Here is a 25,023-nt window from a genome sequence, read left to right as displayed (position 1 = left end):
ACGCACGTTCGCAAGGAAGTGAGAACGTGCTTATGATATACAAGTTTGCACTTGAACAAACTTGGGTAAATAAAAGCCGTGCTATTTGTACGGCTTTTATTTACACGCCTCATATCAAAGTATAGCGCCTAAAATTAATAATCAATATTACAATTTTAAAAGCACCACTGTCAATATTAAGCCTAGGCAAACGCATCAGACACTTCATATTATACCCTGCAGAATAATGGGGCTGTTCAACCAGAGTTGAACCTCTTCGCGGTTCAAATGGTCTCACAGCCCTCATTATTCTGCGGATTTTAATTTACCTGTCTGATGCGTTTGCCCGTCTGTTAGAAAAGAAGGCGTTATGTAAGTTTTTAGCGATTCCCATGATATGCTTACAGCGCTCATTCCCGACATACACGGATGCATATCGGGAAAAAGACATTGAAAGCACGAGATGCTTTTATTTTTTTACTTCAGTGTTCGGTTCAAAGGCCTTAGCATGTAAAAATTCCACCGATTTGGGGATTTCCACTTCTTTGATGTTGTTCTTCAAAAAAGCATACATGTTGATCTTTTTCACCGAAGCAGGAATTTTTACTGCCGTCAGCTCATTTTTGTAGAAGGATGAAGTATCAATCAGCTCAAGGGTTTCCGGCAAATTGAGTTCCGTCAAAGCATTCAATGCAAATGCACTCGGCTCAATCTTTGTTTCCTTACCACCGAAAGTAACTTCTTTAAGACCATTCCGGTAAAAAGCAAAGCCTTCAATATCTTTTAAAGCGCTCGGCAGTTTAACCGAGGTCAATTTGCATACACCAAACGCATCATAACCGATGCTCTCTACCGTGTCGGGGATAACAACAGAGGTTAAGCCCCTGCGGTAAAAAGCATTGTCGCCGATCCGCGTAATAGGAGTTCCGTCGGGCGCTGTTGCGGGAACGATCATATCGGTAAGTCCTTGCGTTTTTACCTTATCCTTTCCTTTCTGCGTCATACCCTTTAATTCGGCGCCTTTAAAAATAAAATCATCATTTTCCCATACATTTTCACTCATACTACTACCCCCTTACATCCGATTGAGCTGTACAATCTCGTTGAATGTTTCGAGCTGCGTTTTTACCTGCCCGAAATCCGACATCTGCTGATCATATCCGACTTTTACCAACGGAATCTTTGCTGCACTGAACGCCTGCTTAAGCGAGGGGTATTCCATCTCTTCCGTGTCGTCAAAGTTCATCATAAAGAGCAAGCATCCGTCCGCCTTGTTGTCCTTTGCCAGTTTCACCACATAAGCAGGACGCTTCGTAAGGTCGGGGTCGTAGAGGAGCGGGTCTTCATCCATACGGGCGAACTGATCGGCAAGCGCCATCATCGGATCGTCGATGGAGAGATCGATATCAACCTTCAACGCTCTGGATTCGTGCGCCACATCATCGGCGACAATACAGACTTTGTAGTCGTCAAAGACTTGCAGCAAGCCGGGGTTATCGGTAATAACACCGCTGGTAACCACCCGAACGCCGTCCCATTTTTCTTCCGGCAAGGCTTCGAGTAAAGAGTTCAGCTTTTTGAGCAGCTCGGTATGTTCATCTTTCAGCATAAAGTATGAGCTTTTCAGCACATAGCAACGGTCTGAGGCTTTAATGCTCTGAGGATGAGATGCTGCAAGTTTGATAAACCGGCGCTTTTCAGCCCTGTTTTCGTTATACACTTTGAACGCTTTCTTTAAGTTCTCATCAGTTACTTTAACACCGCAGATTTTTTCCAGCTCTTCCTTCGCCTTGGTAAAGATACGCGCATTGTACTTCTTACCGAAGTCCTCTTTACGATGCTGGCCATGATTGAGGAAGATCATCGGGATTTTCCGTCCGGCGCTCACCTTGTAGTTCTGAGAAAGCGGACGAAGGGTATCATCCAACGTTGTCAGCATTGAGGCGGAAAGTCCGTCGAGGGTACCGTCCAAGGCCATTTCCAAACAGCGCAATGCCAACGAGTAATAGAATGTCGGGAAGTATTCCTTTGCCCGCTCGATGGGGCCTTGACCGCCCCATACACCGAACGGCGCAATACCTGCCGCATAGACAATCTCTTCGGGTGCATAGTACGGGAAAATACCGACGGCTTTTTTCCCTGCCGCAAGGTATTTATCCAGCTGCTTCCGCGGATTGTTCGCCAAATATTTAAATTGTTCCAATAATTCTTTGATTGTTTCCATACTGTCCTCCCCTACTCCAGCGTCGGCTTCGACCAATCGGTCTCTTTGGTATTTTTAAAGTTGGTATAGACTTCCTCGCCTTTTGCTTTCTTATCCTGCTTGCGTTCGTCCATAATTTCTACCAAGCCCTGTACTCTCGTCTTGTACTGTTCCGTAGAGAAGTTGCGCTCATCAGCCTGATCGCCGTCAAAGTGAACGACCGGAATACCGAGGTCTTCTTTCCAACGCCGCTCGATTTCGGGCATCGCGCCGCTCCACGGTTTGCAGCTGCGGTTGTAGTTGACCAAAGCGCCGCTGATACCGTTTTCTTTTGCCATGGTCTCGCGCCATTCAACACCGGTTTCGATACAGACGGAGCACGGCGCCTTGCAGTACGCAGCGGCCATTTCACGGATATTCTCATAACGGAAGCCGAATGCCGGAGCGTATACGACAGCGGTTACGTTGACACCGCTGTCCTTTAAGGGGTCAAACAAGGGGCGGAGCGCCGGCCAGCACGGAATACCTTCAAACAAGATACGGTGCTCTTCGGGATATTCCCACGTAGAGGTGTTTTCTTTTACGGATTGTTCAAATTCCTGTGCCAGCAGTTCAAATCCGACAGCAGCGTCTTCTTCGCAGCGGGCGGCAACAATGTCTGCCATGTGGTTAAACAGGTCAAACCCGCTTAACGGAGACGGCTTGTATGACATAAATGAACAGGATTTCAGCCAAGCGGCGGCGGTTCTATTCGCCCGTGCGCAGGCATCTTCAAATTTCTTTTCGTCGAATTTCTTTCCGGTCAATTTTTCCAGCTGCTTGATGGCATAGTCAAACTGCCCGAGAAGGTAATCTACTTTTTCTTCGGGGACATCCACCGTATTGGAGAATGGAATGTCGACCATGATGAGCGGGATATTATGCATACGCGCAATATTTTCGTACCATTTAGTCATCATATTGCAGATATTGTTACAGCACAGCAAAAAGTCGGGCTGCGGCATTCTGCGCGAATCAGTCGGCTCTCCTGCGGCATACGCAAGGCTGATACGGGCATATCCGCAGATATCGTTATCGTATCCCATATCCTCCGCAGCTTGGCAGAGGCGCAATCCGTCTTTCTTAGCAGCCGTCGACGCCGCGTGATTTTCGGGATAGACTACATTCAAGTCAAAAGCTTTCGCTAATTCAATTGGAAATTTAGAAGAACTCCATCCGACTAATTCACCGCGCCGTTTTGCCTCCCATGCATTTGCATACACCCTATCTACGACATCGCGTAACAGAGCGGCGGCGGGCTTATGCCCTTCGATCGGCCGCGGCGTTTTGTTGGGTAACTTTTCCATCTTTTGGGCCATTTGTTTCCTCCTATGTCCTCAAGGTCATCTTTTAAAAAACCGGCAGGTTCTTTAAAAGATGCCATTCAGGTCTGCGCCGGCCTTGCATTCACCGGCATAGAACCTTACTTATTTTCCCGCCTGCATGCACTTTTGGTGTGCATACAGAGCGGCTCCAATTGCGCCATTTAACTGGCAATATTCACTCGTGTGAATTTTAAACCCTATATTTTTTTCCATTGCCCGAACCATTCCCTTATTCAGGGCGACTCCTCCGGTCATTACAACATCATCTTGAATGCCGACACGCTTTGCCAAACTACCGACGCGGCTGGCAATCGCAGTGTGGATTCCTTTTACGATATCGGGAATTTTTGCGCCGCTTGCCAGTTGAGAGATAACCTCCGATTCGGCAAACACGGTACAGGTTGAGCTGATTGTCAACTCTTTGGTGGACTGTTCATCAAGTTTTTCGAGATCCTCCAAATTGATTTCCAGAACCTTCGCAATAACATCGAGGAAGCGTCCCGTACCGGCAGCGCACTTATCGTTCATAACAAAGTTTTCGAGCATGCCGTTATCGCTGAGCTTTAACGCTTTAGAATCCTGTCCGCCTATATCGATAATAGTGCGAACATGCGGAAACAAGAAATAGGCGCCTTTAGCATGACAAGACAGCTCCGACATCTGCGCCGGTACTTCCTGCAAAGAGTTCCGCCCGTAGCCTGTTGCGATAGCTCCGTCAAGCTGCTCCATCGAGGTAAATCCGAGTTGTTCCAGCGCTTGCTTCATCACCCGTGCCGGCCCGCTGGTACCCGTCCCCACCGGAACGACTGCCGTTGCAACGATCTCCTTTCCATCTTTGATAATAACGCACTTGGAAGCCGTAGAACCGACGTCTACGCCCATAGTAAATGTACTCATACCGATATATCCGCTCCCTTGCCGATAAAAATATATAAAATCCCCGATCACGGGCAATTTTCAGGCAACCGCTTTTCAGTCAGCGGTTACCGTTATATGCGGCAAAAACCGCTTACACATTAGACCTATTCGATAACTGCGTTTTCGAATAGGTCGACGAGTTCTAAATCGCACAAATAGTACCCTAAAATGCAACAGTTGAACAAAGTGTGAACTTTGGAAACTGCTGCATTGATGTGCGGAACGCGCATACGTTAATACGCGATGTTTGCGAAGCAAACTCGACGTGTTTTTCAGCCGCGCTATTTCAGCGGCTGAAAATAAACCTACGATTTAGAACATCGCATTTCAAGGTAACCTGTTCAGAAACGGAAGTTTCCGAACAGGCTTATTAAAGTCCAAGCATGTGCTTTGCTAAATCCAAAAACTTTGTGATAATAATGGCATTGGTAATATTGCTGATAAAGCCGCCGATGACCGGCACGACAAAGAATGCTAACTTGGAATAGCGGTACTTACGGCATACCGTCTGCATCGTTGTCATCGAAACGGGTACTGCACCCAAGCCGAAACCAATATGACCAACTGCCATAACCGCCGCATCGTAGTTTCTGCCCAATAGATTAAACGTCAGGAAGTAACAGAAAAGTACAATCAGCACAACTTGTACCAACAGTAATACCACCAGCGCAGTACCTAAGCCTGCAAGCTGCCAGAGTTTCATCGAAACAAACAAGGCTAACGAGAATTCACCGACGATATCGAATGCATCATATAATACATTGTGTTTCGTAGGATTATTCTTTGAAGTTAAATCCAATATAAGGCGTGCCGCAATTCCTCCAAACATACAGCATACGTGAATGGGGAAGTTGATTTTAAAATGCTTCAAGATTAAAAACAACACCTGACCGATGCCGCATGCAATACACAAGAGAAACACCGCCTGCAATACATTGGCTTTATCTACCAAAGCACCCGCAGTGCCGCCGGAACCTTCTGCCTTTAATTCCGCAGCTTCTTCTTTGCCGTCTAATTCAGGGTTTTCAAGGTGAAAACGTTTTACCATAAAGTTACCGAACGGCCCGCCGATGATACAGCCTGAAATCAACCCGAAGGTTGCCGCAGCAATCGCAACTTCCATAGCCGCAGTTGCACCCGCTTCTACAGCAATCGGGGCAAACGAAGCGGCATTTCCGTGTCCGCCGGTCATCGGGATACTACCCGTCATCATTGAGATAAGGGGACTGATATGAAAAAGGCTCCCCACCGAAATGGCGGCAGCATTTTGCAAGGTTGCTAATAAGGCTGCCAATACGGTAAAGATAATGACCAGTTTACCGCCTTTTTTAAGCAACGCCAAACTCGCAGCAGCACCGCTTGCAGCAAAGAATAAACAATAGAACAGCTGATTGACCGTTTTATAATCAAAATTCAATTCAAAAATATTGACCGAATAGAGCAATAACGAGAGGAGCGCAAACAAGGTACCGCCCACAACAGAAGCGGGTAAACAATATTTTTTGAGAACAGGAATTTTATTGCGCAAAAACTCTCCCACATAGATTGCAATAACCGCAACCATGAGCGTTTCAAACATACCTAATTTTAAAACAATTCTTTCCATAACTCAGTCCTGATAATGCATACATTTCCGCATAAAAATTACGGAAATTGCAGTGCATAAATACGAGAACTGTTGAACGCAGTTTTTATCTACTTGAACAGTTCTCAAACGAAACAGTACCGGTTTCATTGCTAACAGCAACCAACCGGCACTATTTTTTGCATTCCCATGCAGTCATCCCTAAAAAACTCAGGTAAGTTTTTTAGGAGATAGATTTATTTCTTTACAAACGTATTGTACTCTCTGATTGCACGCGGTAACAGCATTTGATGGAATGCACACATTGCTTTCGGGTTCTGATATACCGAATTCGCAAAGGCAATCATATACGCCCGTATATCATACAAGCTGACGATTTCATCAACCATACCGGTCTTGGCACAATACTGCGGAACGGATTTTTCCTTATATTCATTGATCAGTTTATTCATCTTTTCAATAGTAGGCGTTAAATCCTTTCCCGCATCCTTGTCTTTTACCAAACGTCGACAATACATCGCGGTTGCAGCAGTTTCTCCGTTCATTACATTGATTTCAGTTGCCGCAGTACCGAGTGAGAACGCATTGGTATCATTGCCCTGAGGCCCGCCCAACACATAGTGAGCCGCTGCGGTACCCTTGCGCAACGTAACTTCCATCTGCGGGATATTGGAATCCTGAATGGAGTAGATAAGAGACTGCCCTAATCCCAACAGTTCTGCGCGTTCTGCATCGTTGCCAACATCGATACCGGTGGTATCCTGCAGCCAGACAATCGGAATTTTATCGCGAGCGCAAAGCGTTACGAACTCATTCATCTTCATAAGTCCCTGCCGATAGAGCTTACCGCCGATACCGACTGCGCCTTGTTTGTACTCGGGGTATTTCAGCAGCAAACCTTGGAAGTTTGCCACAATACCAACTAACAGCCCGTCAACTTTCGCAAGTCCGGTTACCATTTCGGGACCGTAGCCTTTTTTATACTCGCTGAATTCGCTGTTATCTACCAGCCGTCCGATAATATCGTAGATATTGTATATCTTCTTCTGGTTCATCGGCAAAATAGAATACAAATCGTTCGGATCGAGCGCCGGTTCCCGCGGTTCGTCTACGCGGAAAAACTCCAAATCGTAAGCGGGCAGGTAGTCCATATATTTTTTAATACCGTCTAATACGCCGATTTCGTCGCTGTACACCTCGCGGAAAAAGCCGGTTTCATTATAGTGAATGGAAACCGTTCCCGGTACATCGACACCTTTGGATTTTTTGCTTGCCTCGATAATCTGCTCGGCGCCCTCTTCGTCGATATAGCCTTTCGGATTCATACCGCCGACAATACCGGCGCCGCCGACTGCCATATTCGCTTTTTCATGCGCAATCAGGATGGTCGGGCTGATACTGTGATAGCCGCCACCTGCGGGGTTTGTTCCATAGATACCGACGATAACGGGAACACCGAGCTGTTGCAGCTCTACGTTCCGATAGAACGGAGTACCGCCGCCGCGACGATTCGCATAAACTTTTTCCTGCTCATCGAGCTTAACACCGCTACAGTTCAACACATAGACCAACGGGATGCGGAGGCATTTTGCCGTATCGGATGCCCGCAGTAAATTTTCTGCTTGCCCGGGAACCCACGCTCCGACAATCTTTTTATTATCGGATGCGACGATAACCGCCCACTTGCCGTTAATCCGCCCCAAGCCTTTGACAATACCGGTTGCGGTTTCAAAGTCCTGCGGATTATAGAGACTGTTTAAAGGACACCACGTACCTTCGTCAATCAGGTCGGCAATCCGCTGCAATGCGGTCATCTGTCCCTTTGCATTGACCGTTTCATCAGGGGTTCCCGCTTCGTGGATTTCATCTACAAGCCGACCGATTTCTTCTTCAACGTCCTTTATCAGCTTCTCATTTTCTTCATCAATATGTGCCAACTCTTTTCCAACTTGTTCCATATTTTGGAAATAGCTCGGCATCGAATAATCACCCATGTCTATTCCTCCGGTTACGACATTTTCCACAAGTACGAAATTCGCGGAAAATACTCTTTTTCTGTGCGAAATTTTACCAAAAATTTCGCACATTTTTTCTAACAGACGGGTAAACACATCAGGCAGAGTAGATTAACATCGCAAAATAATTGTAGCTATGACGTCTAAAACCAGCCTTTCCGTCAGCCTTTTGAAAATAACGGTACCGGATACAAGGCGCAAACAAAAACAAAGCGGAGACGTACTTGTTGTACGTTGAGCATTTATTTTTGTGCAGCAACGCCGTAAACGGTATGCATATTTTCAAAAAGAAAGGTTGAACGGCCTCCTTATATTCTGCGGGGCTGCTAAAAAATAGCCTGATGTGTTTGCCCTACCCTGATACTTACTCTTCGACAGGAACTTTGATAAATGCCTGTCCGGGATCGATTTCCTCACGGATCATCTTGATAACGTCTTCGCTCGGCGCATCAAGCAGAACAGCTTTGGAAACATCGAGGTCAAAGCCGGTATTTTCCAGTACGTCTTCGGGGGAAGAGGTCGGATAATAACCCGCTAAGTACATCCGCTTGGTCTTATCATCAAATTTGAGGATACCACGGTCGGTAACAACGGCGATCGGGCCTCTGTTTCCCGGAAGACCGAGTTTTTCACGTCCGCCGGCTCCGTCGCCCCATCCTGCACTGGTAATGTAGTCGATTTTATCGATAAAGCGGCGTTTTTCATGCTGCATCATAATGACGGTGTTTGAGTAGGTTGCAATACCGTTTGCCCCGCCGGAGCCGGTAAAACGGGTTTTGGGATTATGATAGTCGCCGATACAGGTTGAGTTTACGTTGCCGAAAGGGTCAATCTGAGCGCCGCCGATAAAGGCAATCATTCGATCGTTATCGTTGAGCCACTCGTTTGCTTCAAAACCGATAAAACGGACATTCGGCCATTGTACACCACAGTGAGCCATCAGCCGGTTATCACCAACACTGCGCGGTACTTCAATCGGAGCGCAGTCCATCAAACCGCTTTCTACAATCAGCTTACAATTCGGAGCAAAGATTCGTTTTGCCAACGATGCTCCGATTAAAGGAAGACCTGTTCCTACAATAACGATTTGACCGTCTTTAATGGTCTTCGCGATTGTAATCGCCTGCATTTCTTTATTGGTATAGTTCTTATAATTTGCCATCTTACTTATCCTCCTTTACAAGCTTTGCCGCATAGCCGAATCCCTGCACGACCTTCAGGTTTGCCAATCTGCTTGCGCCCAACTTATCGATATATTCGGTATGATCTTTTACGCCGTATACCCATTCCTGCAGATAAGCTTTAAAATCTTCTTCGGTCTTGGTAACAGTGTCATACATTTTGAAGAAATTTGCATCGTAATCATAATAGTTATAGCACTGAGCAGGATGAGCGCCATAAGGAGTGTGCACAACTGCATCGACACAGAATTCGGGGATTGAGTTTTTAGCAGGGTCTTTTCTGATTTCTTCTTCGGTTACCAGCTCTTCGCAAGTTACAATACACTTTTTCGCAGCAATTGCGATATCGATATCATGGAATTCATCACCTTCAATCGAACAGGTTCCTTCAATAGAAGCTTTCTGTACGTGGATGATTGCGGTATCCAAGCGCGGCACCGGTACGGCGATAACTTTTTCGCCGGGATTAAAGGGGTTCTCAACCTCTACCAATTTATCGCTGGGAAGGCGCGGATCTTTTGCACGCTCTTCTTTACTGATACCCCATTTGTTTACCAAATCGGTACCCTGCATCAGCCGTACCGGAAGATACGGGAGACCGAGAGAAGAAGCGTGGAGCATCAACATCAGTACATCCTGCGAATAGTCTTCCAGCTGCATTTTTTTGTTTTTTTCTATTTCGTTGCGGAAGCGGCGCGCTACATTCGTATAGCCGGAGTTTGCAATATAGCAGTTGATAAAGGCCTTTACTCTTCCTTCACCGATCAGCATATCCCAGTCGCCGCCTGCGGGACCGGAATATCCGATAAAATCACCCAAACCTTGACGCAGAATCTCGTTCACCGCCGCATAAGGCTTGCGGTTTGTCGTAAAACCGCCGAAACAAAGAACATCGCCCGATTTTACGTACGTTTTGATTGCATCATGCAATGACATAACCTTACTCATAATACATCTCCTTCCAACTATAGGTATTCTAATGAGATAGATAATCGCAGAAATTATTTTTCAGCGATATGCTCTATCAGACAAAGAGGGAACGCCGATAACATCGATATTCCCTCCGCATTATTACTTGCCGAAAATCAGCATAAAATAACCGGCTGCAACCGCCGATCCGATAACACCAGCCACATTCGGTCCCATTGCGTGCATCAACAGAAAGTTTGTCGGATTTTCAGACGCACCGACCGTTTGCGAAACGCGCGCAGCCATCGGTACCGCCGAAACGCCGGCAGATCCGATTAACGGGTTGATTTTTCCGCCGGTAACAACATACAAGAGCTTACCGAGCAAAATACCTCCGACGGTAGACATACAGAACGCAAACAATCCCATAAAGATAATGGAGATAGTTTGCACTCGCAGGAACAGTTCTCCGTTGGCGGTAGCACCGACCGTAACACCGAGCATAATCGTAACGATGTTAATCAATGCATTTTGCGCCGTATCGGATAAGCGCTGTACGACACCGGACTCTCTAAAGATATTGCCTAACATCAGCATACCAAGCAGCGGGGCAACCGACGGCAGCAACAGCGAAGTAAACAGAACCGTTCCGATGGGGAATACGATTTTTTCGGTCTTGCTCACCTTCCGGAGCTGCTTCATTTTTACTGCCCGCTCTTTTTTAGTGGTCAACAGCTTCATAATCGGCGGTTGAATCATCGGGATCAGCGCCATATACGAATACGCTGCAACGGCAATCGGCGCCAGCAGCTCAGGAGCCAAGTTGTTTGCGATATAAATAGAAGTAGGACCGTCGGCTCCACCGATAATGGCGATAGCAGCAGCCTGCTTCGCTGTAAAAATCGGTAAAGCGCTGGCAGTCATAAAAGTGATATAAATACCGAACTGCGCCGCCGCTCCAAGCAACAAACTGATGGGGTTGGCGATAAGTGGTCCGAAATCGGTCATTGCGCCTATTCCCATGAATATTAAGCACGGGAAGAGGTTGCTTTTGATACCACTGTAGATAATCCGTAGTACACCGGACGTATACCAAGGATCCGCTTCCTTCATCAAATCCGCTAACGGTAGATTCGTCAAAAACATACCGAAAGCAATAGGTAAAAGCAGCAACGGCTCGAACTGTTTTACGATGGCTAAATAAATTAAAACGAACGAGATGAGAAACATGACGAGCTGCTGCCATGTCAACGCAGCAAAGCCCGACTGTTGCATCATCGTCCCTACAACCTTAATGAATTCCATGCGATGCCCCTTATTTAACCTCTACCAGTACGGTATCCGTATCCACGGCATCTCCTTTCTTCACTCGGACAGCAGCTACGGAACCTGCAACTTCGGACACGATTTCGGTTTCCATCTTCATAGCTTCCAGAATAATGACAACCTGACCGACAGATACTGCATCGCCTTCCTTAACTTTTACATCAAGAACAGTACCGGGCATCGGGCTAACTACGTTTCCTGCTCCACCCGAAGCAGCAGGAGCAGCAGGCGCCGGGGCTGCGGGCTGGGGAGCGGCAACAGGCTGTGCAGCAGGAGCCGCTTGAACAGGGCGCGATACCCGTTCCGGCGGTCGTCTGGACAATGAGGAAGTTCCTCCGCCAACTCTTTCTACTTCAACTTCATATTTTTCACCATTCACAGTGACTACATAGTTCATACTAAACACTCCTTTATGTGGTTTATAGTTTCTTAATATTCGTAATTACGAATGAATTTAAAGGCTCGCGCCTTTCTTCGCTGATAGCGGCCGCAATAACTGCAACTTTTACCGCTTCGGCGCCTGCTGCAGGCTTTGCATTTACGGCTGTAGATACCGCTGTTGCAGGGGCTGCTTGAGGTTTGGCGGGTAAGTTTTTCTCTAAACTCGAAATAACTTTCGAAACAATCGTAACGTAAATCGCTAAGAAGATTAGAGATAAAAATACAATGCCAAGTCCAAGCAAAGATGACAACAAGCTTGTAACAAAGCTTATGTACTCTGTTGTAATCATTCATACCTCCTATAAGGAATAAATAGCTTGAAAAAGCATCCTGGATAATAGTTCTATCATAATACGAAAAGTGCTTTGCTGTCGAGACAGTAAAGCACTTTTTAGCTGTTTTTAGATAGTAAACCTGTTCGGAAACTTACGTTTCTGAACAGGTTACCTTGAAATGTGATGTTCTAAATCGTAGGTTTATTTTCAGCCGCTGAAATAGCGCGGCTGAAAAACACGTCGAGTTTGCTTCGCAAACATCGCGTATTAACGTATGCGCGTTCCGCACATCAATGCAGCAGTTTCCAAAGTTCACACTTTGTTCAACTGTTGCATTTTAGGGTACTATTTGTGCGATTTAGAACTCGGCGACCTGTTCGACAACGCAGTTATCGAACAGGTCTAGTATTTGAATATGTTCGGAAATGCGTTTTATTCAAAATCATCCGACAAAAATACTGGTAAATGTCTGAATAACAATCGCATTAATAAAGTCGATAAACAGCGAGCCGACGAGCGGAACTGCTAAGAATGCTTTTGTGGAGAAGCCGTTTACCGAGGTGAAAGCTTCCATGTTAGCGATAGCGTTCGGAGTGGCGCCCATACCGAAACCGCAGTGACCGGTTGCGATAACTGCTGCATCATAATCTCGTCCCATAATATTGAAGGTAACGAAGTATGCAAACAAGCCCATAACAACCGTCTGTACCAGAAGGATTACAACAAGCGGAATTGCCAAATCTGCCAATTCCCACAACTTCATCGACATCAATGCAATAGCCAAGAAGAAAGACAGACATACGCTTCCAATAATACCGATTTCATCGATAGGGGTTTTATTTTCAGTCTTGTCAACAATATTACGCATAATTGCGGCAATAAGCATCGGGATGAGATATGCCGGCAACGACAAGCCTGCTTTTTTAATAAGCGGTGTGATAAGACCGCCGACACCCATTGCAATACCGATCATAGCAGCCGCTTTAAAGAAAGATTTCTCACTCATTGCAGCTTTCTGCGCAAGTGTCTCTTCCTTTTCAGCCTGTTCTTGACCGGCTTTCTGAGCATCGCCTTCTTTACACACTAAGTTGTGCTTATCCTTTAAGCGCTTAGCAATCGGACCGCCGATAACGCATCCTGCAACCAAACCATACGTTGCCGAAGCAATTGCAACAACCGTAGCGCCCGAAACCCCACGCTCTTCCAAATAAGGGCCAAAAGCGCCGGAAGTTCCGTGTCCACCGGTCAGCGGGATGGAACCTGCTGCCAAACCGATACCGGGGTTAAGACCGAATACCTTTGCCAAAGCAACGCCGACAGAATCTTGAATAATAACAAGAATAACCGCAGCAATTAAAAACAGAATAACACCGACACCACCCTTTTTCAAAGCGGAAACACTCGCCAAGAATCCGATTGTAGTAAAGAACACAACCATAAAGAAATTCTTTAAGTTCCCGTCAAATGTAAATGAAAATAGTCCCAGATTATGACCTATCAGCATTACAATTGAGAACAATGTTCCTCCAATAACCGGCGCAGGAATGTAGTACTTCTGCAGAACCCCGACTTTGGCTTTGATACCGCTTCCCAACAGGTACAGTACAATCGCCAGTCCCAACGTTAGATACATATCAAACGTAAATGTAGCCATCTTTTATTACCTCCTCATACAAGATGCATTTACTGTAGCACACTCATAAAAACCTCTAAAGGCTCAAACAGAGCCTTTTAGAAGCACTTATATTGAGAATTATTGAATTTTATTCTTACAATCTCCCGTATCGAGATACTCTTTAACATTATCGAAAGTCGTTTCGATCATATTAAGAGCAGCCTCATCCGTATAGGAACCGACGTGCGGTGTAATAATGACTTTCGGGTACATATTGATCAGCTTTTCGAAAGCAGGAACAGGCAAAGTTTTACCCTTAAAATCCTTAAAGAAAATTTCAACCTCGTTTTCCAAGGTATCGATACCCGCACCGTAGAGCTTTCCGCTTTCCAATGCTTCAACTAACGCATCGGTATCGACAAGTTCTCCACGTCCCGTATTGATGAGGATAGCATTATCTTTCATCTTTGCAATTGATTCTTTGGTAATAATCTTACCGTTTTCCTTGATATACGGAGCATGCAGCGTAACGATATCGGATTTTGCCAATACCTCATCCATCGACATTTGCGTTACGATGTCTTCTACGCCGGTCTTCGGGAAAATATCGAATCCAATAACATTCGCGCCTAAACCCTTAAACAGTTTAGCAGCTGTCATACCGATTCGCCCCAATCCCAGTACGCCGACTGTACAATTCCGCACTTCACGCGAGAACATCTGCTTATCGACGATAAAGTTCTTATCTTTTGTTTTATTTCCGGTATAGGTAACATTTCTCAGCAGTGTCATCGCCAAGGTCAGCGCCAACTCGGCAATCGCATTCGGAGAATAGAACGGCACATAAGCCATTTTAAAACCTAATTCTTTTGCATACGGTATATCGATATGATTAACCCCTACCGTTCGGGTCAGCACATATTTCACACCGAGTTCTTTATAAATATCCAGCCGTTCTTTTGTTGCAAAGCAGTTTCCGCGCAAAACGACAACATCATGCCCCGCCGCTTTTTTCGCAGTCGCCTCGTCGGTGAGATATTCGGGGATTAAGGTCATTTCATACCCGAATTTCTTATTCACCGCTTCAAAGATAGGAACTTCGACATCACGCACTCCGTAAAAAATGATTTTCATGTTACAGTGCCTCCTTAGATTACATAAACCGGAAACTGAGTTGAGAATAGCATCAAACCAACAATACAAGCACTTATACCTACAAAAGTGTTATAACCACTTATATATAGATATATTGGATGATGATTTCAACATTCATTCCCGTAATACTTAATCCTACAATGCCTCTACCGCGTTGTCAAGAAAAAATTTTATTTATTTTGGACAAAGAAGAGAGATGGTATCCCCCTTGCCTAAACGAAACCGGTTAGGCAAAATAGATTAAGCCAAATTTACATCAAAGGAGATACCATCGAAATGGATTATTACGCATCTTATAAAAACAGTAAAGACCCCTCGTTGTTAAGAAAAGAGTTGGTCAGCTACGCGCTAAAGTACGGCAACAAAAAAGCTGCACAGCACTTTCAAACAACCATAAAAACAGTCAGAAAATGGAGAAAACGCTGGCAAGAACAAAAAGGAGTAGGACTCAAAGACCGGTCTAAAAAACCTGAAAAAAGCCCTCGCATGATGAAAAAGTATTGGCAATTCAAAATAAAAGCTCTAGCAGAAAAGGCAACCGCAGATAATAAACGTATTAACGGAGTAATGATTAAACGTGAGTATGGCATTCCTTACTCCCTCAAGACGGTTGTCAAATATTTAAAACAATACTACAAACTCCCGAGCAAAAAAACTCATCGAGAAAAAAAGCGCAATATGCGGGAAGTTAAAGATAAATATCGTGCATTTGAAAAAATACAGGTAGATATCAAATATTTGGATGATATTCCTGAATTTTATCACGATTTTATGCAGTTCCACTTACCAAAATACCAAATAACCGCTCGTTGTATCAAAACAGGGGCTTTATTTATCGGCTACACACAGCAACACAGCAGTACCAGTACCGCCATTTTCATCTATCGGCTGTTCACTCATCTCAAGCACTATGGCATCAAGCCAGCTGAAATAACAATCCAAACCGACAATGGTACTGAGTTTACTGCTCCATGGAATAGTCTCAAAAAAACACTTTTTACCAAAGTTATTGAAGTTTCTTTTACTTCTACGCATAAAACCATTCCCGTCGGGGCTAAGACCTATCAAAGCGATGTGGAAAGTTCTCATCGGCTTATCGAAGATGAATTTTACGCCTGCCGGTATTTTTCCAGTGCTCAAGACTTTTTGAAACAAGCGCATCAGTACCAGAACCACTTTAACTTTACTCGGTTTAATACCTATAAAAACGGCTCGCCCGTACAGCTTTTACAACAGGCTGCACCTCTTATTAACCGCGATGTTTTGAACTTTAAACCCGTTCTGGTTGACACGTTCTTTCATCTGTATAAAAATGAATTTAGATTGCTTGCCTCTTAGGGCGGGGATACCATCTCTCTTCAAATCCCAAAATTTTATTTATTTATTTTTTTTACGGAACATCCGTATCAAGCATATTTTAAGCACTTATCATAATTATCATCGTAGGCGGAGCATAGACAGTGATAAAGCATAGACAGTGATAAACGAAAAGATTAAAATGCACTCAATGCAGGTAAATTAAATAGAAGTTAAATGACACCCATGTTTGGAAAGGAGCCTTGCCTTTATGAAAAAAACAACACTGAAACGGTTCTCAATCCGCTATAAACTCATCCTTATTTTCGGTCTTTTAGTGATAGTCGCCGGTGCTACCGAAGCAGTACTGGCAATCAGTATTGCACGCAAAGCAGTAACCGAAAAAGTCGAAACGCATTTAAAGGACAAGGCTGTCGATGTTGCGAATATCATCGATGGAAGAATAACCGCACTCTATCAATTCCTGAACGGCATTGCACGCATGCCTTTTTTAATCGATCCTGCATATTCCTATCAAAAACGAGTAGCACTTTTACAAGAAGAAGCTGCAGCAAACAGTAAAATTATTGAACTGAATGTAACCGATCCGGACGGTACATTCTATTATGTGGGGAATACCGTTCAAGTAGGCGACAGGGCATGGTTCCAGTCAGCGCTTTCAGGAACCCCTTTTATTTCGGAACCGTATAAAGAGCGAGCAAAAGGGATGTTTGTCATAACGCTGGCAGTCCCAATCTTCGACGAAAACCATCATGTGCATAGCGTCCTTTCAGCCGATGTCAAGGGATTACTGCTTGCACAAAATATCGCAGATATTGTCGTCGGTGAAAGCGGATTCTGTTATATTATGGGTTTGACGGGAACCACTATTGCCGATAGGGACTTTCCCTTAGTCGAAGCGTTTTTTAATGCCTCTGAATTAGGGAAAACCGATCCGGACTTAGTAAGCCTCGGGACGTTCGAACAAATTGCTTTAAAAGCACAAGCCCCCGCGGTTGGATACTATGAATATTCAGGCATTTTAAAAATAGCCGCATACGCAAAAAGCAATATCTCCGGCTGGACAATCGTTATTAATGCTCCCTATCACGAGTTTATGGGAACCGTCGATTCGATGAGTATTACAATGATGGTTATCGGCATTTGCGTATTTATCACGGCTCTTCTTATCGTCTATTTTATCGCCCGCAGGCTAGTAAAACCTATTCAGGCAACGGTATACGCATTAAAAGATATTTCACAAGGTGAAGGTAATTTAACGGTCAGATTACCGGTTACGGGAAACGATGAAATTACCGATATGTCCGAATACTTTAATCAAACGATTGAAAAGATCGGTCATACGATAAAATCGATTGGAGCGAACAGCACCGAAATGGAAGCCATCGGTAATGAACTTGCAAATGATATGGTACAAACGGCTGGTGCAGTAAATGAAATCAGCGCCAATATCGAAGGCGTTAAACAACAGGCGCTCACACAGGCGGCAAGCGTTACCGAAACGGCAGCAACCGTCGAGGAAATTGTCCGCACTATTAAGCAACTCAACACCAGTATCCAAACGCAAGCGACAAGCGTCGCACAATCTTCATCTTCGATTGAACAGATGGTCGCAAATATAGCCTCTATTACCGGTACGCTTGAAAAGGCAAACAGCGCAGTAAAAAGCCTCGCAACCGCAACCGACGACGGCAAAGCAACACTCGGAACCTCAAATACCGTAACCCAAAAAATAGCCGAAGAATCCGGCTCGCTGATGGAAGCATCGAGTGTTATTCAGCATATTGCCTCTCAAACAAACTTGCTTGCAATGAATGCTGCCATCGAAGCGGCTCATGCAGGAGAAGCCGGAAAAGGTTTCGCCGTTGTCGCGGATGAAATTAGAAAATTAGCGGAAGATTCCGCCATGCAGGGAAAGACCATAACGGCAACGCTCAAAACACTCAGCGGAGAAATCGAAACACTTTCTACATCTTCCAGAACCGTAGAAGAAAAATTCAATACGATATTTAACTTAGCGGAGCAAGTGAAGGACATGAGCAATAGCCTGACCCATGCAATGCGAGAACAAGAAAACGGCAGCAAAGAAGTATTAACCGCCATCAAGAACATCAATACGGTAACGATAGAAGTGCAAGCAGGTTCCGAAGAGATGCTGAAAGGCGGGGGAAGCGTTGCTGAAGAGATGCGAAAGCTGGATGAACTTACCCGCATCATTACCGACGGCATGAACGAAATGGCAATAGGAGCGGCGCAGATCAATAACGCTGTTCAAGAAGTCAATAACATAACGCAACAAAATAAGCGAAGCATCGAAAATTTAACGGATGAAGTCGGCAAGTTTAAAGTCTAGTCGGCAGTAGAGGATGGATATGAAGAAGGTATGTATTATTACAGTGATTGTACTCGCGTGTGCGGCCGCGGTATTCTTTTTCGGATGGACTCAATTTTCAGTTCCTGCGGGAAAATACGGCATTATGCTGTCAAAGTCGGGAGGATATTACCCCCAAGCGATTATGCCCGGGAACTTTACATGGCGATGGGAACGGATTGTTCCGACGAACGCACAGATACTGGTATTCGACCTTACGCCGCGGCACGTCAATTATGCAGCGGACGGTTCACTTCCGTCAGCAGATTTATACAGCAAAGTATTGAACACAAAAGAGAATTTTTCATGGGCGTTCGGCATTGATGCCCTTGTTACACTGAAACCTGAACAGCTGGTACCGATTGTAGAAAAAAATACCATACAAACGCAAGATTCCCTTGAATCGTATATCGATTCGCATATACACGCAGCGTTGCAGACAATTATGTATCGGTATGTTTCGGAACTGATCGACAATCCTTATGAATATCAGCAAGTAAAAACCGATTATCATGCGCTTTCGGAAAAGCTCAAGAACGAACTTATAAAAACAGCCGGTCAGAACTTTTCCGTTGAAGCCGTTACTTTAACAAAACTCACCATCCCTGATATTCATACCTATAAGATTGCGGAACAGGCTTATAACACGTATGAACAACAGCGCGAAATGCTTTTGGCAGAAACCGCAGCAAAAGAAGCGCAATACGCAGCGTCGGAACAATTCCAGATAGACCGGCTGACAAAATGGGGAGACTTTTTGGCAAAATACCCGCACATCATCGAACTGATTGCCGTTGCGCAACAGGATTCCAAAGCGGCGCTCAATGCTTTAAAATCACTGGAAAAGAAACAGGAATGATTACTAATTTGTAACTCTGTATTACTGCTTCTTGTTTACTATAAGACTGTCTTTTAGCAAGTCAGACCGATTTTTCGAGTGGATATTTTCAATCGGATATAACAAGGAGCTAAAAAGCAAGATGATAATTTATAAACGTATTCATTTAGCGGTACCGCTCTGCATTGCGATAACTCTTTGCAGCTGTATGAAAGCACAAGCAGGGGAAAGGCATAAACCGCAGAACGAAAGCAAGAACGGAGGAGCAGCTATGGTAACGGCGGGAAACATAAAAGAGATTTATTTGGCGGGAGGCTGCTTTTGGGGTGTTGAAGGATACTTCCGCCGGATTACAGGTGTCGTTGAAACCGATACCGGATATGCGAACGGCACAACCGATACAACCGATTATCAGCACATACACGGAACCGATCATGCCGAAACCGTCAAAATAACCTACAACACCGGTGTTATCGCACTCGAAGAACTATTGGAACACTATTTCCGCATCATTGACCCGCTTTCCATAAATAAGCAGGGAAATGATGTCGGCAGGCAATACCGTACCGGCATTTACTACACCGATAAGAAAGATGTGCCGGTTATTCAATCTTTTTTAAAACGGATGCAGGCAAACTATTCGCGTCCGCTTGCAGTAGAAACGGAACCGCTACGGAATTTTGTACTGGCGGAAGACTATCATCAAGATTATCTTGAAAAAAATCCTAACGGGTACTGTCATATCAATTTAAACCTTGCCTCCGTACCCCTGCATGACGAAGCAAAGTTCAAATTACCTGATGCAAAACAGATTAAAGAACGGCTGACGCCGCTGCAATACAGTGTAACACAGGAGAAAGCAACCGAACGCCCCTTTACCAGCGAATATGATAAGTTTGAAGGAAAGGGAATTTACGTTGATGTTGTTACGGGAAAACCGCTTTTTTCTTCGAGCGATAAATATGATGCAGGCTGCGGATGGCCGAGCTTTACCAAACCGATTACCTCGCAGGCGGTTGATTTTACGCACGACAGCAGCTATGGCATGGAACGGATTGAAGTTACCTCAAAAACCGGCGGCGCGCATTTAGGTCACGTCTTTGACGACGGTCCGCAGGATAAAACAGGCTTGCGCTATTGCATCAACGGAGCTTCGTTGCGATTTGTTCCGTACGAAGAAATGGATGCCGCCGGCTACGGAGACTATAAACAATACGTAACCGACTAAGGAAAACACATCAGGCTGTTTTTTAGCAACCCCGCAGAAGAATTGAGGCTGTTCAACCAGAGTTGAACCTCTTCGCGGTTCAAATGGTCTCACAGCCTCAATTCTTCTGCAATTCCGATTTACTCTGCCTGATGTGTTTTCCCATCTGTTGAAAAAAATGCGAAATTTTGGATAAAATTTCGCATAAGGCATAAGAAGAAAGCAATCGCTTTAAATATTTCTCATGCGGTTGCTTTTATTTCTAAAAATATGACGGATTGTCTAGGTATGCCCAAATATCGATGAACGTATCGATATAGGCGGATTTCCGGCGTTTGGTATAAATCCGGGTGAACAGCGCTTCCTCGGCTTTTTGCACTTCCATTTTATGGATTTCAAGGTAGTCCCCGGCGGAAAAACCTGTTTCATCGGCGTAGCTGCCGGGAATAACTTCCGTTATCCGAAAAGACTTTTTTCCGCCGGCGCTTTCAAGGTAAATACCGTACACCGGCAGCATAGCCCGCGCGCGGCTATCCTTACGATACACCTGTTCGGCAGGCTGTTTAGGACGGGCTTCCAGCTGTACATACCAATCCTGCCGCGTTTTTTCCCAACGGTGCTCCTTCCGTTCCGCCCTGCCCATATTGCCGGCGGCATCACTTGTAGCGCCCGCCGTATCGCCGGTACTGATATTTGTATCGCTGGGATTATTGCCGGTACTGATATGTGCAATACCGGACGCGCTATTACCCGAGTTGCCGATTGCATCGGGGGCGGTACTGACGTTTACCTTGCCGGTACCGGTCGCTCTATTGTCCGCATCAGGGACAGTACTGACGTTTGCATTTCCGGTAGTGCCTGCTGTATCGGCGCCCGAACCGGAAGAACGAGCATCATTTGTAGAAGGAGTATGCAGGGGCGCATAGCCTGAAACTTTAACGATAGTACCGGCGCTCAATCGCATCAGCTCGGCCTGCAGTGCTTCCAAGCTGGGAACCGCCCGCCCATTCAGATGAGTAATAACGGCACCGGCGGGAATAACAGATGCGGATGAACCCGGCACTGCATAGACCAGCTCCGTTCCTGCCGTCTGTTGCGGCGATTCCTTTACGGAAACTCCATAGCAGGACATCCATGCATGAACGGTTTCACCGCCTGCGTAGAGCTGAGGCAGGATAAGCCGCAGCAGTTCCACCGGTATTGCAAAGTTTAAACCTTCGTTGCGCTCAAGACCGGCAAACACAATTGCCTGTACCCTGCCCGCTTCGTCGATAATCGGCCCGCCTGAGCTTCCATGATTAACGGGCGCATCGATCTGCAATACGCTGCCTAAAGACAGAAGTCGCCGGTTTTGTGCCGACACGATACCGGAAGTAAGCGTCTGTTCCAATCCGGCGGGCGAGCCGATCGCATAGATTCTACTGCCGATATTTAAGTCTTCCGAAGAGCCGAGCTGAAAATACACTTCGGGATTAATCTCCGTTTTAAGAAGTGCGAGGTCGAATATCGTATCCCAGCCGACTACCTTTGCCGGTATCCGCACCGTAGGATTTTCCGCACGCTTGATGTACACACGGGAAAAACCTTCGTATTCAGGATCAACTTCGCTTTGAATAACATGATAGTTTGTAATGAGATAGCCGTTAGCGTCGATAAAAAAGCCCGAACCGATCATCCGGTCAGCTCTCCCTAACCCTTTTTCAATCGTCATACCGCGGTCAACCCATACCGTTACGGTTCCTTTCATCATCTTTCGAACCGTTTCCAATGACGGCGCATCATGTACTCCGCCGGATAATCGGGCGATATCCTGAATCAGCGCATCAAATTTCTTTTCCTTCCATTTATCCCGCTGCGCCGCTATGAGTTTTTGCTCACTCCACTGCGTAGGCGTATGCCCTAATGCAGCAAGCGAGCGGAATATTTTGAGCGCTTCATCCCATGTGCCGTTCTCGACAGCCTTAAAAAACAATTCTTCAACAGCACTCTGAGCGTCTTGATACAACGTGTTTATTTCATCGGTACGTTCGGTATACAGCGTTAAACGCTTTGCCCGCAATAGGGCATCGAGCGGTTTTTCCGCGATAAGGCCGCGGACAGCTTCAACCTCCCGTGTTATGCTGCGGCCGTCCGTGTAATTGACGCTTTGAGAAAAAGAGGGAGTAACGGAAGTACAGGCGCTGAAAGTAACCAAAAGTACAATCAGCGTTGATATGTTATACGAAAACCGGCTCAATCTCACTTTCGCCCCTCAGCTTTCACAGGAGCGGCTCGAACGGGAACGCGCAACATTTGAACGAACACAGCGCCTTCGGAACGGACGGCATAGAGTTCATAACTACCGATTAATATCGTCCGCGCTTCCACATCGGAATCGGTATCCTTGAATAACGCTGTCAGTTTTTCAGCGACCTTATCGGAAAAAGAAGGACGCATTTCGAGCCAGTATACATTATATTGAGGATCTTTTATCAGCGGCACACTCGTCTTGCCGATAGTCAAGCGTTCCGGCGTTCCTTTTTTATAGTAGACCGACACCGGCAGTCCCGAATACCGATGCTTCCACACCGTCTGAGCATTTCCCGACGGAAACTGTGTATACTGAATTTCCGGCGTCCCGTCTTCATTTTCATCCCAATTTTTTATGACCGTTCCGTCCGTCTTGTAAAGTTCATAATATTCAAACACCTTATTTTTATTGATATCAACAGAAATTTTATCGAGTTTTCCCTGTTTGCTATATTGTTCCAGCACCTCAAAAAATCCGTCGCCGTCATAGTCATACTCTTTTTGTGCAAGTACGCCGTTCCGGTACCGAGCAAGCGCAAGCGTTTGCGTTCCCGTCTTTATTTCAGCCGAAATAATCCGGCCGTCTTCAAAGTGCATCCGCATAACCGCATTTGTATCCGACGGCGCAGGTTCTTCACTGTATAACACTGAAAAGATAAAATCATGCTCTTGCAGCAGGCGGGCATTGTTGCGTAACCGCAGCGTGAAGAAAGCCGGAGCTTCCGCATCCGTATCGCGCAGTCTTAAATCAAGTTCGGTCTGAGCAACCGGCTCCCATCGAAATGTAAGCGGACGCATGATATACTCCCGCTTTTCCGCCTTTTGCACAATCGAATGTACTGCCGGATAGCTGTCATATTGGACGGCATAACCGTTCTTCGCCGTAACAATAAGATCGGGGGCGCCGAAATTGCACTGTACCTGATATTCATACACCTCATCCTGATTGAGATCGAAAAAGGCTGATACGGGGCGTCCCTGTTCAAAGAAAACAGCCGCGTTGGAAATCCCGTCACGGTTATCGTCCTCTAAAAGCACGCCGCTAAAGGTTTTAAGGCGATTGCCAATCTCTTTTCGCATAGCATCCGTACCGGTCAGTCGGCACAACTCAATCAACTGATCGGAATACAAGGCGAACACGGACGCTTTAACATTTGCCTTTTGCGGCAGATGATCGGCAACGGTGACATCAAAAAATTCTTTAATGGCGGTCTTTTCATCGATGACACCGTAGCGAAGCTCCGCGAGTACCGCAGCAAGCTGCGTCCGTGCATCAAGCTTTTCGCTGTCTGCCGCATGCATATTACGGTACACTTTTAAACGGCGGCTGTTTTCCTGCGGGTTAGGGTCAAAGGGAGCTGCATACACTGCCAGCGACGGCTCCTGCTCAATCCAGACATAGAGTTGCTGTAAAAGAGAGTCGGCAAGTTTTTTCCCCGCGCGGGTCATCGCTTTATCCCGCTCCTGTAAAAAGAACAGCCGAGGGAACCGAAGGTCAAAACTCCAACGGTTTAACGCAGTTTCGATTACCTCCCGCGCCTGCCCGTCACGCCCTAACCCATAGAGCGCAGAAGCGCAGTAAAAGTCACGGTCGGCGGAATCAAAGGCAAGTGAGTCTAATACTTGAATTGCTTCGTTGTAGCGTTCCGTTTCAGTATAAAGACGGGCAAGCAGTAACACGAGATTGTCCCGATTATAGATACGCAACTTTAACCCCGAAGCCAGAGCCGCTTCCGCAGCATCGAGGCATTGTGCGCGTGTACCGTTCAACTGAATAAGGCATTGAGCCTTTAAATAAAAGAAGTCCGCAAAGGAATCGTCAAAAGTCATGCCTTTTTCGACATATTCAAGAGCTTCCGCATAGTTTGCATCGGTATAGAGCGCCGCGGCCTTTTGCAAATATTGCAACGCATACGAGGTATTCATTTGCTGTAGTTCACGGTTTACCGTTTGCGAATACACCGCCATTGCAGGTAGTAAAAATACCAGCAGCGTTTCTATTAAAAGGATTCTCCGTTTTATAGTCTTGAGCATT

19 protein-coding genes are annotated in these 25,023 nt (G+C 45.7%); 4 read left to right on the top strand and 15 right to left on the bottom strand.

All coding sequences use genetic code 11. The features are described 5' to 3' along the window. Positions 1 to 448: 448 nt before the first annotated feature. The 13 genes from DWB79_RS07220 to DWB79_RS07160 all read right to left on the bottom strand — a co-directional run bounded on the left by DWB79_RS07220 (position 449) and on the right by DWB79_RS07160 (position 14,945). A complete protein-coding gene (locus tag DWB79_RS07220; RefSeq protein WP_016523379.1) occupies positions 449 to 1,042 on the bottom strand; it encodes a leucine-rich repeat domain-containing protein in 594 nt (197 codons plus the stop codon). 12 nt (positions 1,043 to 1,054) lie between these two features. Then, the gene (locus DWB79_RS07215; RefSeq protein ID WP_016523378.1) at positions 1,055 to 2,203 is read right to left on the bottom strand and encodes a 2-hydroxyacyl-CoA dehydratase subunit D; all 1,149 of its coding nucleotides are present in this window, start codon (positions 2,201 to 2,203) and stop codon (positions 1,055 to 1,057) included. A gap of 11 nt (positions 2,204 to 2,214) precedes the next feature. Beyond that, complete coding sequence (locus tag DWB79_RS07210) at positions 2,215 to 3,540, bottom strand: 2-hydroxyacyl-CoA dehydratase subunit D (RefSeq protein WP_016523377.1); 1,326 nt, start codon at positions 3,538 to 3,540, stop codon at positions 2,215 to 2,217. Between the two features lie 108 nt (positions 3,541 to 3,648). Beyond that, positions 3,649 to 4,443 (bottom strand): acyl-CoA dehydratase activase, encoded by a 795-nt coding sequence (locus DWB79_RS07205; protein WP_016523376.1) that lies wholly within the window; start codon positions 4,441 to 4,443, stop codon positions 3,649 to 3,651. 391 nt (positions 4,444 to 4,834) lie between these two features. Then, complete coding sequence (locus DWB79_RS07200; protein ID WP_016523375.1) at positions 4,835 to 6,070, bottom strand: sodium/glutamate symporter; 1,236 nt, start codon at positions 6,068 to 6,070, stop codon at positions 4,835 to 4,837. Between the two features lie 215 nt (positions 6,071 to 6,285). Then, positions 6,286 to 8,043, bottom strand: coding sequence for an acyl-CoA carboxylase subunit beta (locus tag DWB79_RS07195; RefSeq protein WP_016523374.1), 1,758 nt, complete (start codon positions 8,041 to 8,043; stop codon positions 6,286 to 6,288). A gap of 385 nt (positions 8,044 to 8,428) precedes the next feature. After that, the gene (gene gctB / locus DWB79_RS07190; RefSeq protein WP_016523373.1) at positions 8,429 to 9,226 is read right to left on the bottom strand and encodes a glutaconate CoA-transferase subunit B; all 798 of its coding nucleotides are present in this window, start codon (positions 9,224 to 9,226) and stop codon (positions 8,429 to 8,431) included. A 1-nt stretch (position 9,227) separates the two neighbouring features. Further along, on the bottom strand, positions 9,228 to 10,193 hold the full coding sequence (gene gctA, locus DWB79_RS07185) for a glutaconate CoA-transferase subunit A (protein WP_016523372.1): 966 nt from the start codon (positions 10,191 to 10,193) through the stop codon (positions 9,228 to 9,230). Between the two features lie 123 nt (positions 10,194 to 10,316). After that, positions 10,317 to 11,459, bottom strand: coding sequence for a sodium ion-translocating decarboxylase subunit beta (locus DWB79_RS07180; protein WP_016523371.1), 1,143 nt, complete (start codon positions 11,457 to 11,459; stop codon positions 10,317 to 10,319). Between the two features lie 10 nt (positions 11,460 to 11,469). Continuing rightward, positions 11,470 to 11,877: a biotin/lipoyl-containing protein gene (locus DWB79_RS07175; protein WP_016523370.1), complete on the bottom strand. Its 408-nt coding sequence runs from the start codon at positions 11,875 to 11,877 to the stop codon at positions 11,470 to 11,472. Between the two features lie 22 nt (positions 11,878 to 11,899). Further along, entirely contained in the window at positions 11,900 to 12,211 is a 312-nt protein-coding gene (locus DWB79_RS07170) for an OadG family transporter subunit (protein ID WP_016523369.1), read from the bottom strand. A 427-nt stretch (positions 12,212 to 12,638) separates the two neighbouring features. Beyond that, positions 12,639 to 13,850, bottom strand: a complete 1,212-nt coding sequence (gene gltS, locus DWB79_RS07165; protein WP_016523368.1) for a sodium/glutamate symporter — start codon at positions 13,848 to 13,850, stop codon at positions 12,639 to 12,641. A 99-nt stretch (positions 13,851 to 13,949) separates the two neighbouring features. After that, positions 13,950 to 14,945: a 2-hydroxyacid dehydrogenase gene (locus DWB79_RS07160; RefSeq protein ID WP_016523367.1), complete on the bottom strand. Its 996-nt coding sequence runs from the start codon at positions 14,943 to 14,945 to the stop codon at positions 13,950 to 13,952. A 297-nt stretch (positions 14,946 to 15,242) separates the two neighbouring features. Between DWB79_RS07160 and DWB79_RS07155 the strand changes: the two genes are divergently transcribed. The 4 genes from DWB79_RS07155 to msrB all read left to right on the top strand — a co-directional run bounded on the left by DWB79_RS07155 (position 15,243) and on the right by msrB (position 20,720). Further along, positions 15,243 to 16,304, top strand: a complete 1,062-nt coding sequence (locus tag DWB79_RS07155; RefSeq protein WP_016522365.1) for a helix-turn-helix domain-containing protein — start codon at positions 15,243 to 15,245, stop codon at positions 16,302 to 16,304. Between the two features lie 229 nt (positions 16,305 to 16,533). Next, positions 16,534 to 18,636 (top strand): methyl-accepting chemotaxis protein, encoded by a 2,103-nt coding sequence (locus tag DWB79_RS07150; protein ID WP_016523366.1) that lies wholly within the window; start codon positions 16,534 to 16,536, stop codon positions 18,634 to 18,636. 19 nt (positions 18,637 to 18,655) lie between these two features. Then, a complete protein-coding gene (locus tag DWB79_RS07145) occupies positions 18,656 to 19,513 on the top strand; it encodes an SPFH domain-containing protein (protein WP_016523365.1) in 858 nt (285 codons plus the stop codon). 121 nt (positions 19,514 to 19,634) lie between these two features. Further along, on the top strand, positions 19,635 to 20,720 hold the full coding sequence (gene msrB / locus DWB79_RS07140; protein ID WP_016523364.1) for a peptide-methionine (R)-S-oxide reductase MsrB: 1,086 nt from the start codon (positions 19,635 to 19,637) through the stop codon (positions 20,718 to 20,720). Positions 20,721 to 20,961: 241 nt separating this feature from the next. Here msrB and DWB79_RS07135 read toward each other — a convergent pair whose 3' ends face one another. After that, positions 20,962 to 22,941 carry a trypsin-like peptidase domain-containing protein gene (locus DWB79_RS07135; protein WP_016523363.1) on the bottom strand — a complete coding sequence of 660 codons (1,980 nt, stop codon included), beginning with the start codon at positions 22,939 to 22,941 and terminating at the stop codon, positions 20,962 to 20,964. After that, positions 22,938 to 25,022 (bottom strand): tetratricopeptide repeat protein, encoded by a 2,085-nt coding sequence (locus DWB79_RS07130; protein WP_016523362.1) that lies wholly within the window; start codon positions 25,020 to 25,022, stop codon positions 22,938 to 22,940. The genes DWB79_RS07135 and DWB79_RS07130 overlap by 4 nt, the downstream gene beginning before the upstream one ends. Between the last annotated feature and the right edge of the window lies 1 nt (position 25,023).

The organism is Treponema medium, assembly GCF_017161265.1.
GTDB lineage: Bacteria > Spirochaetota > Spirochaetia > Treponematales > Treponemataceae > Treponema > Treponema medium.
The sequence above is the reverse complement of the archived record's forward strand: the minus strand, read 5'-3'. Positions and strand labels throughout refer to the sequence as shown.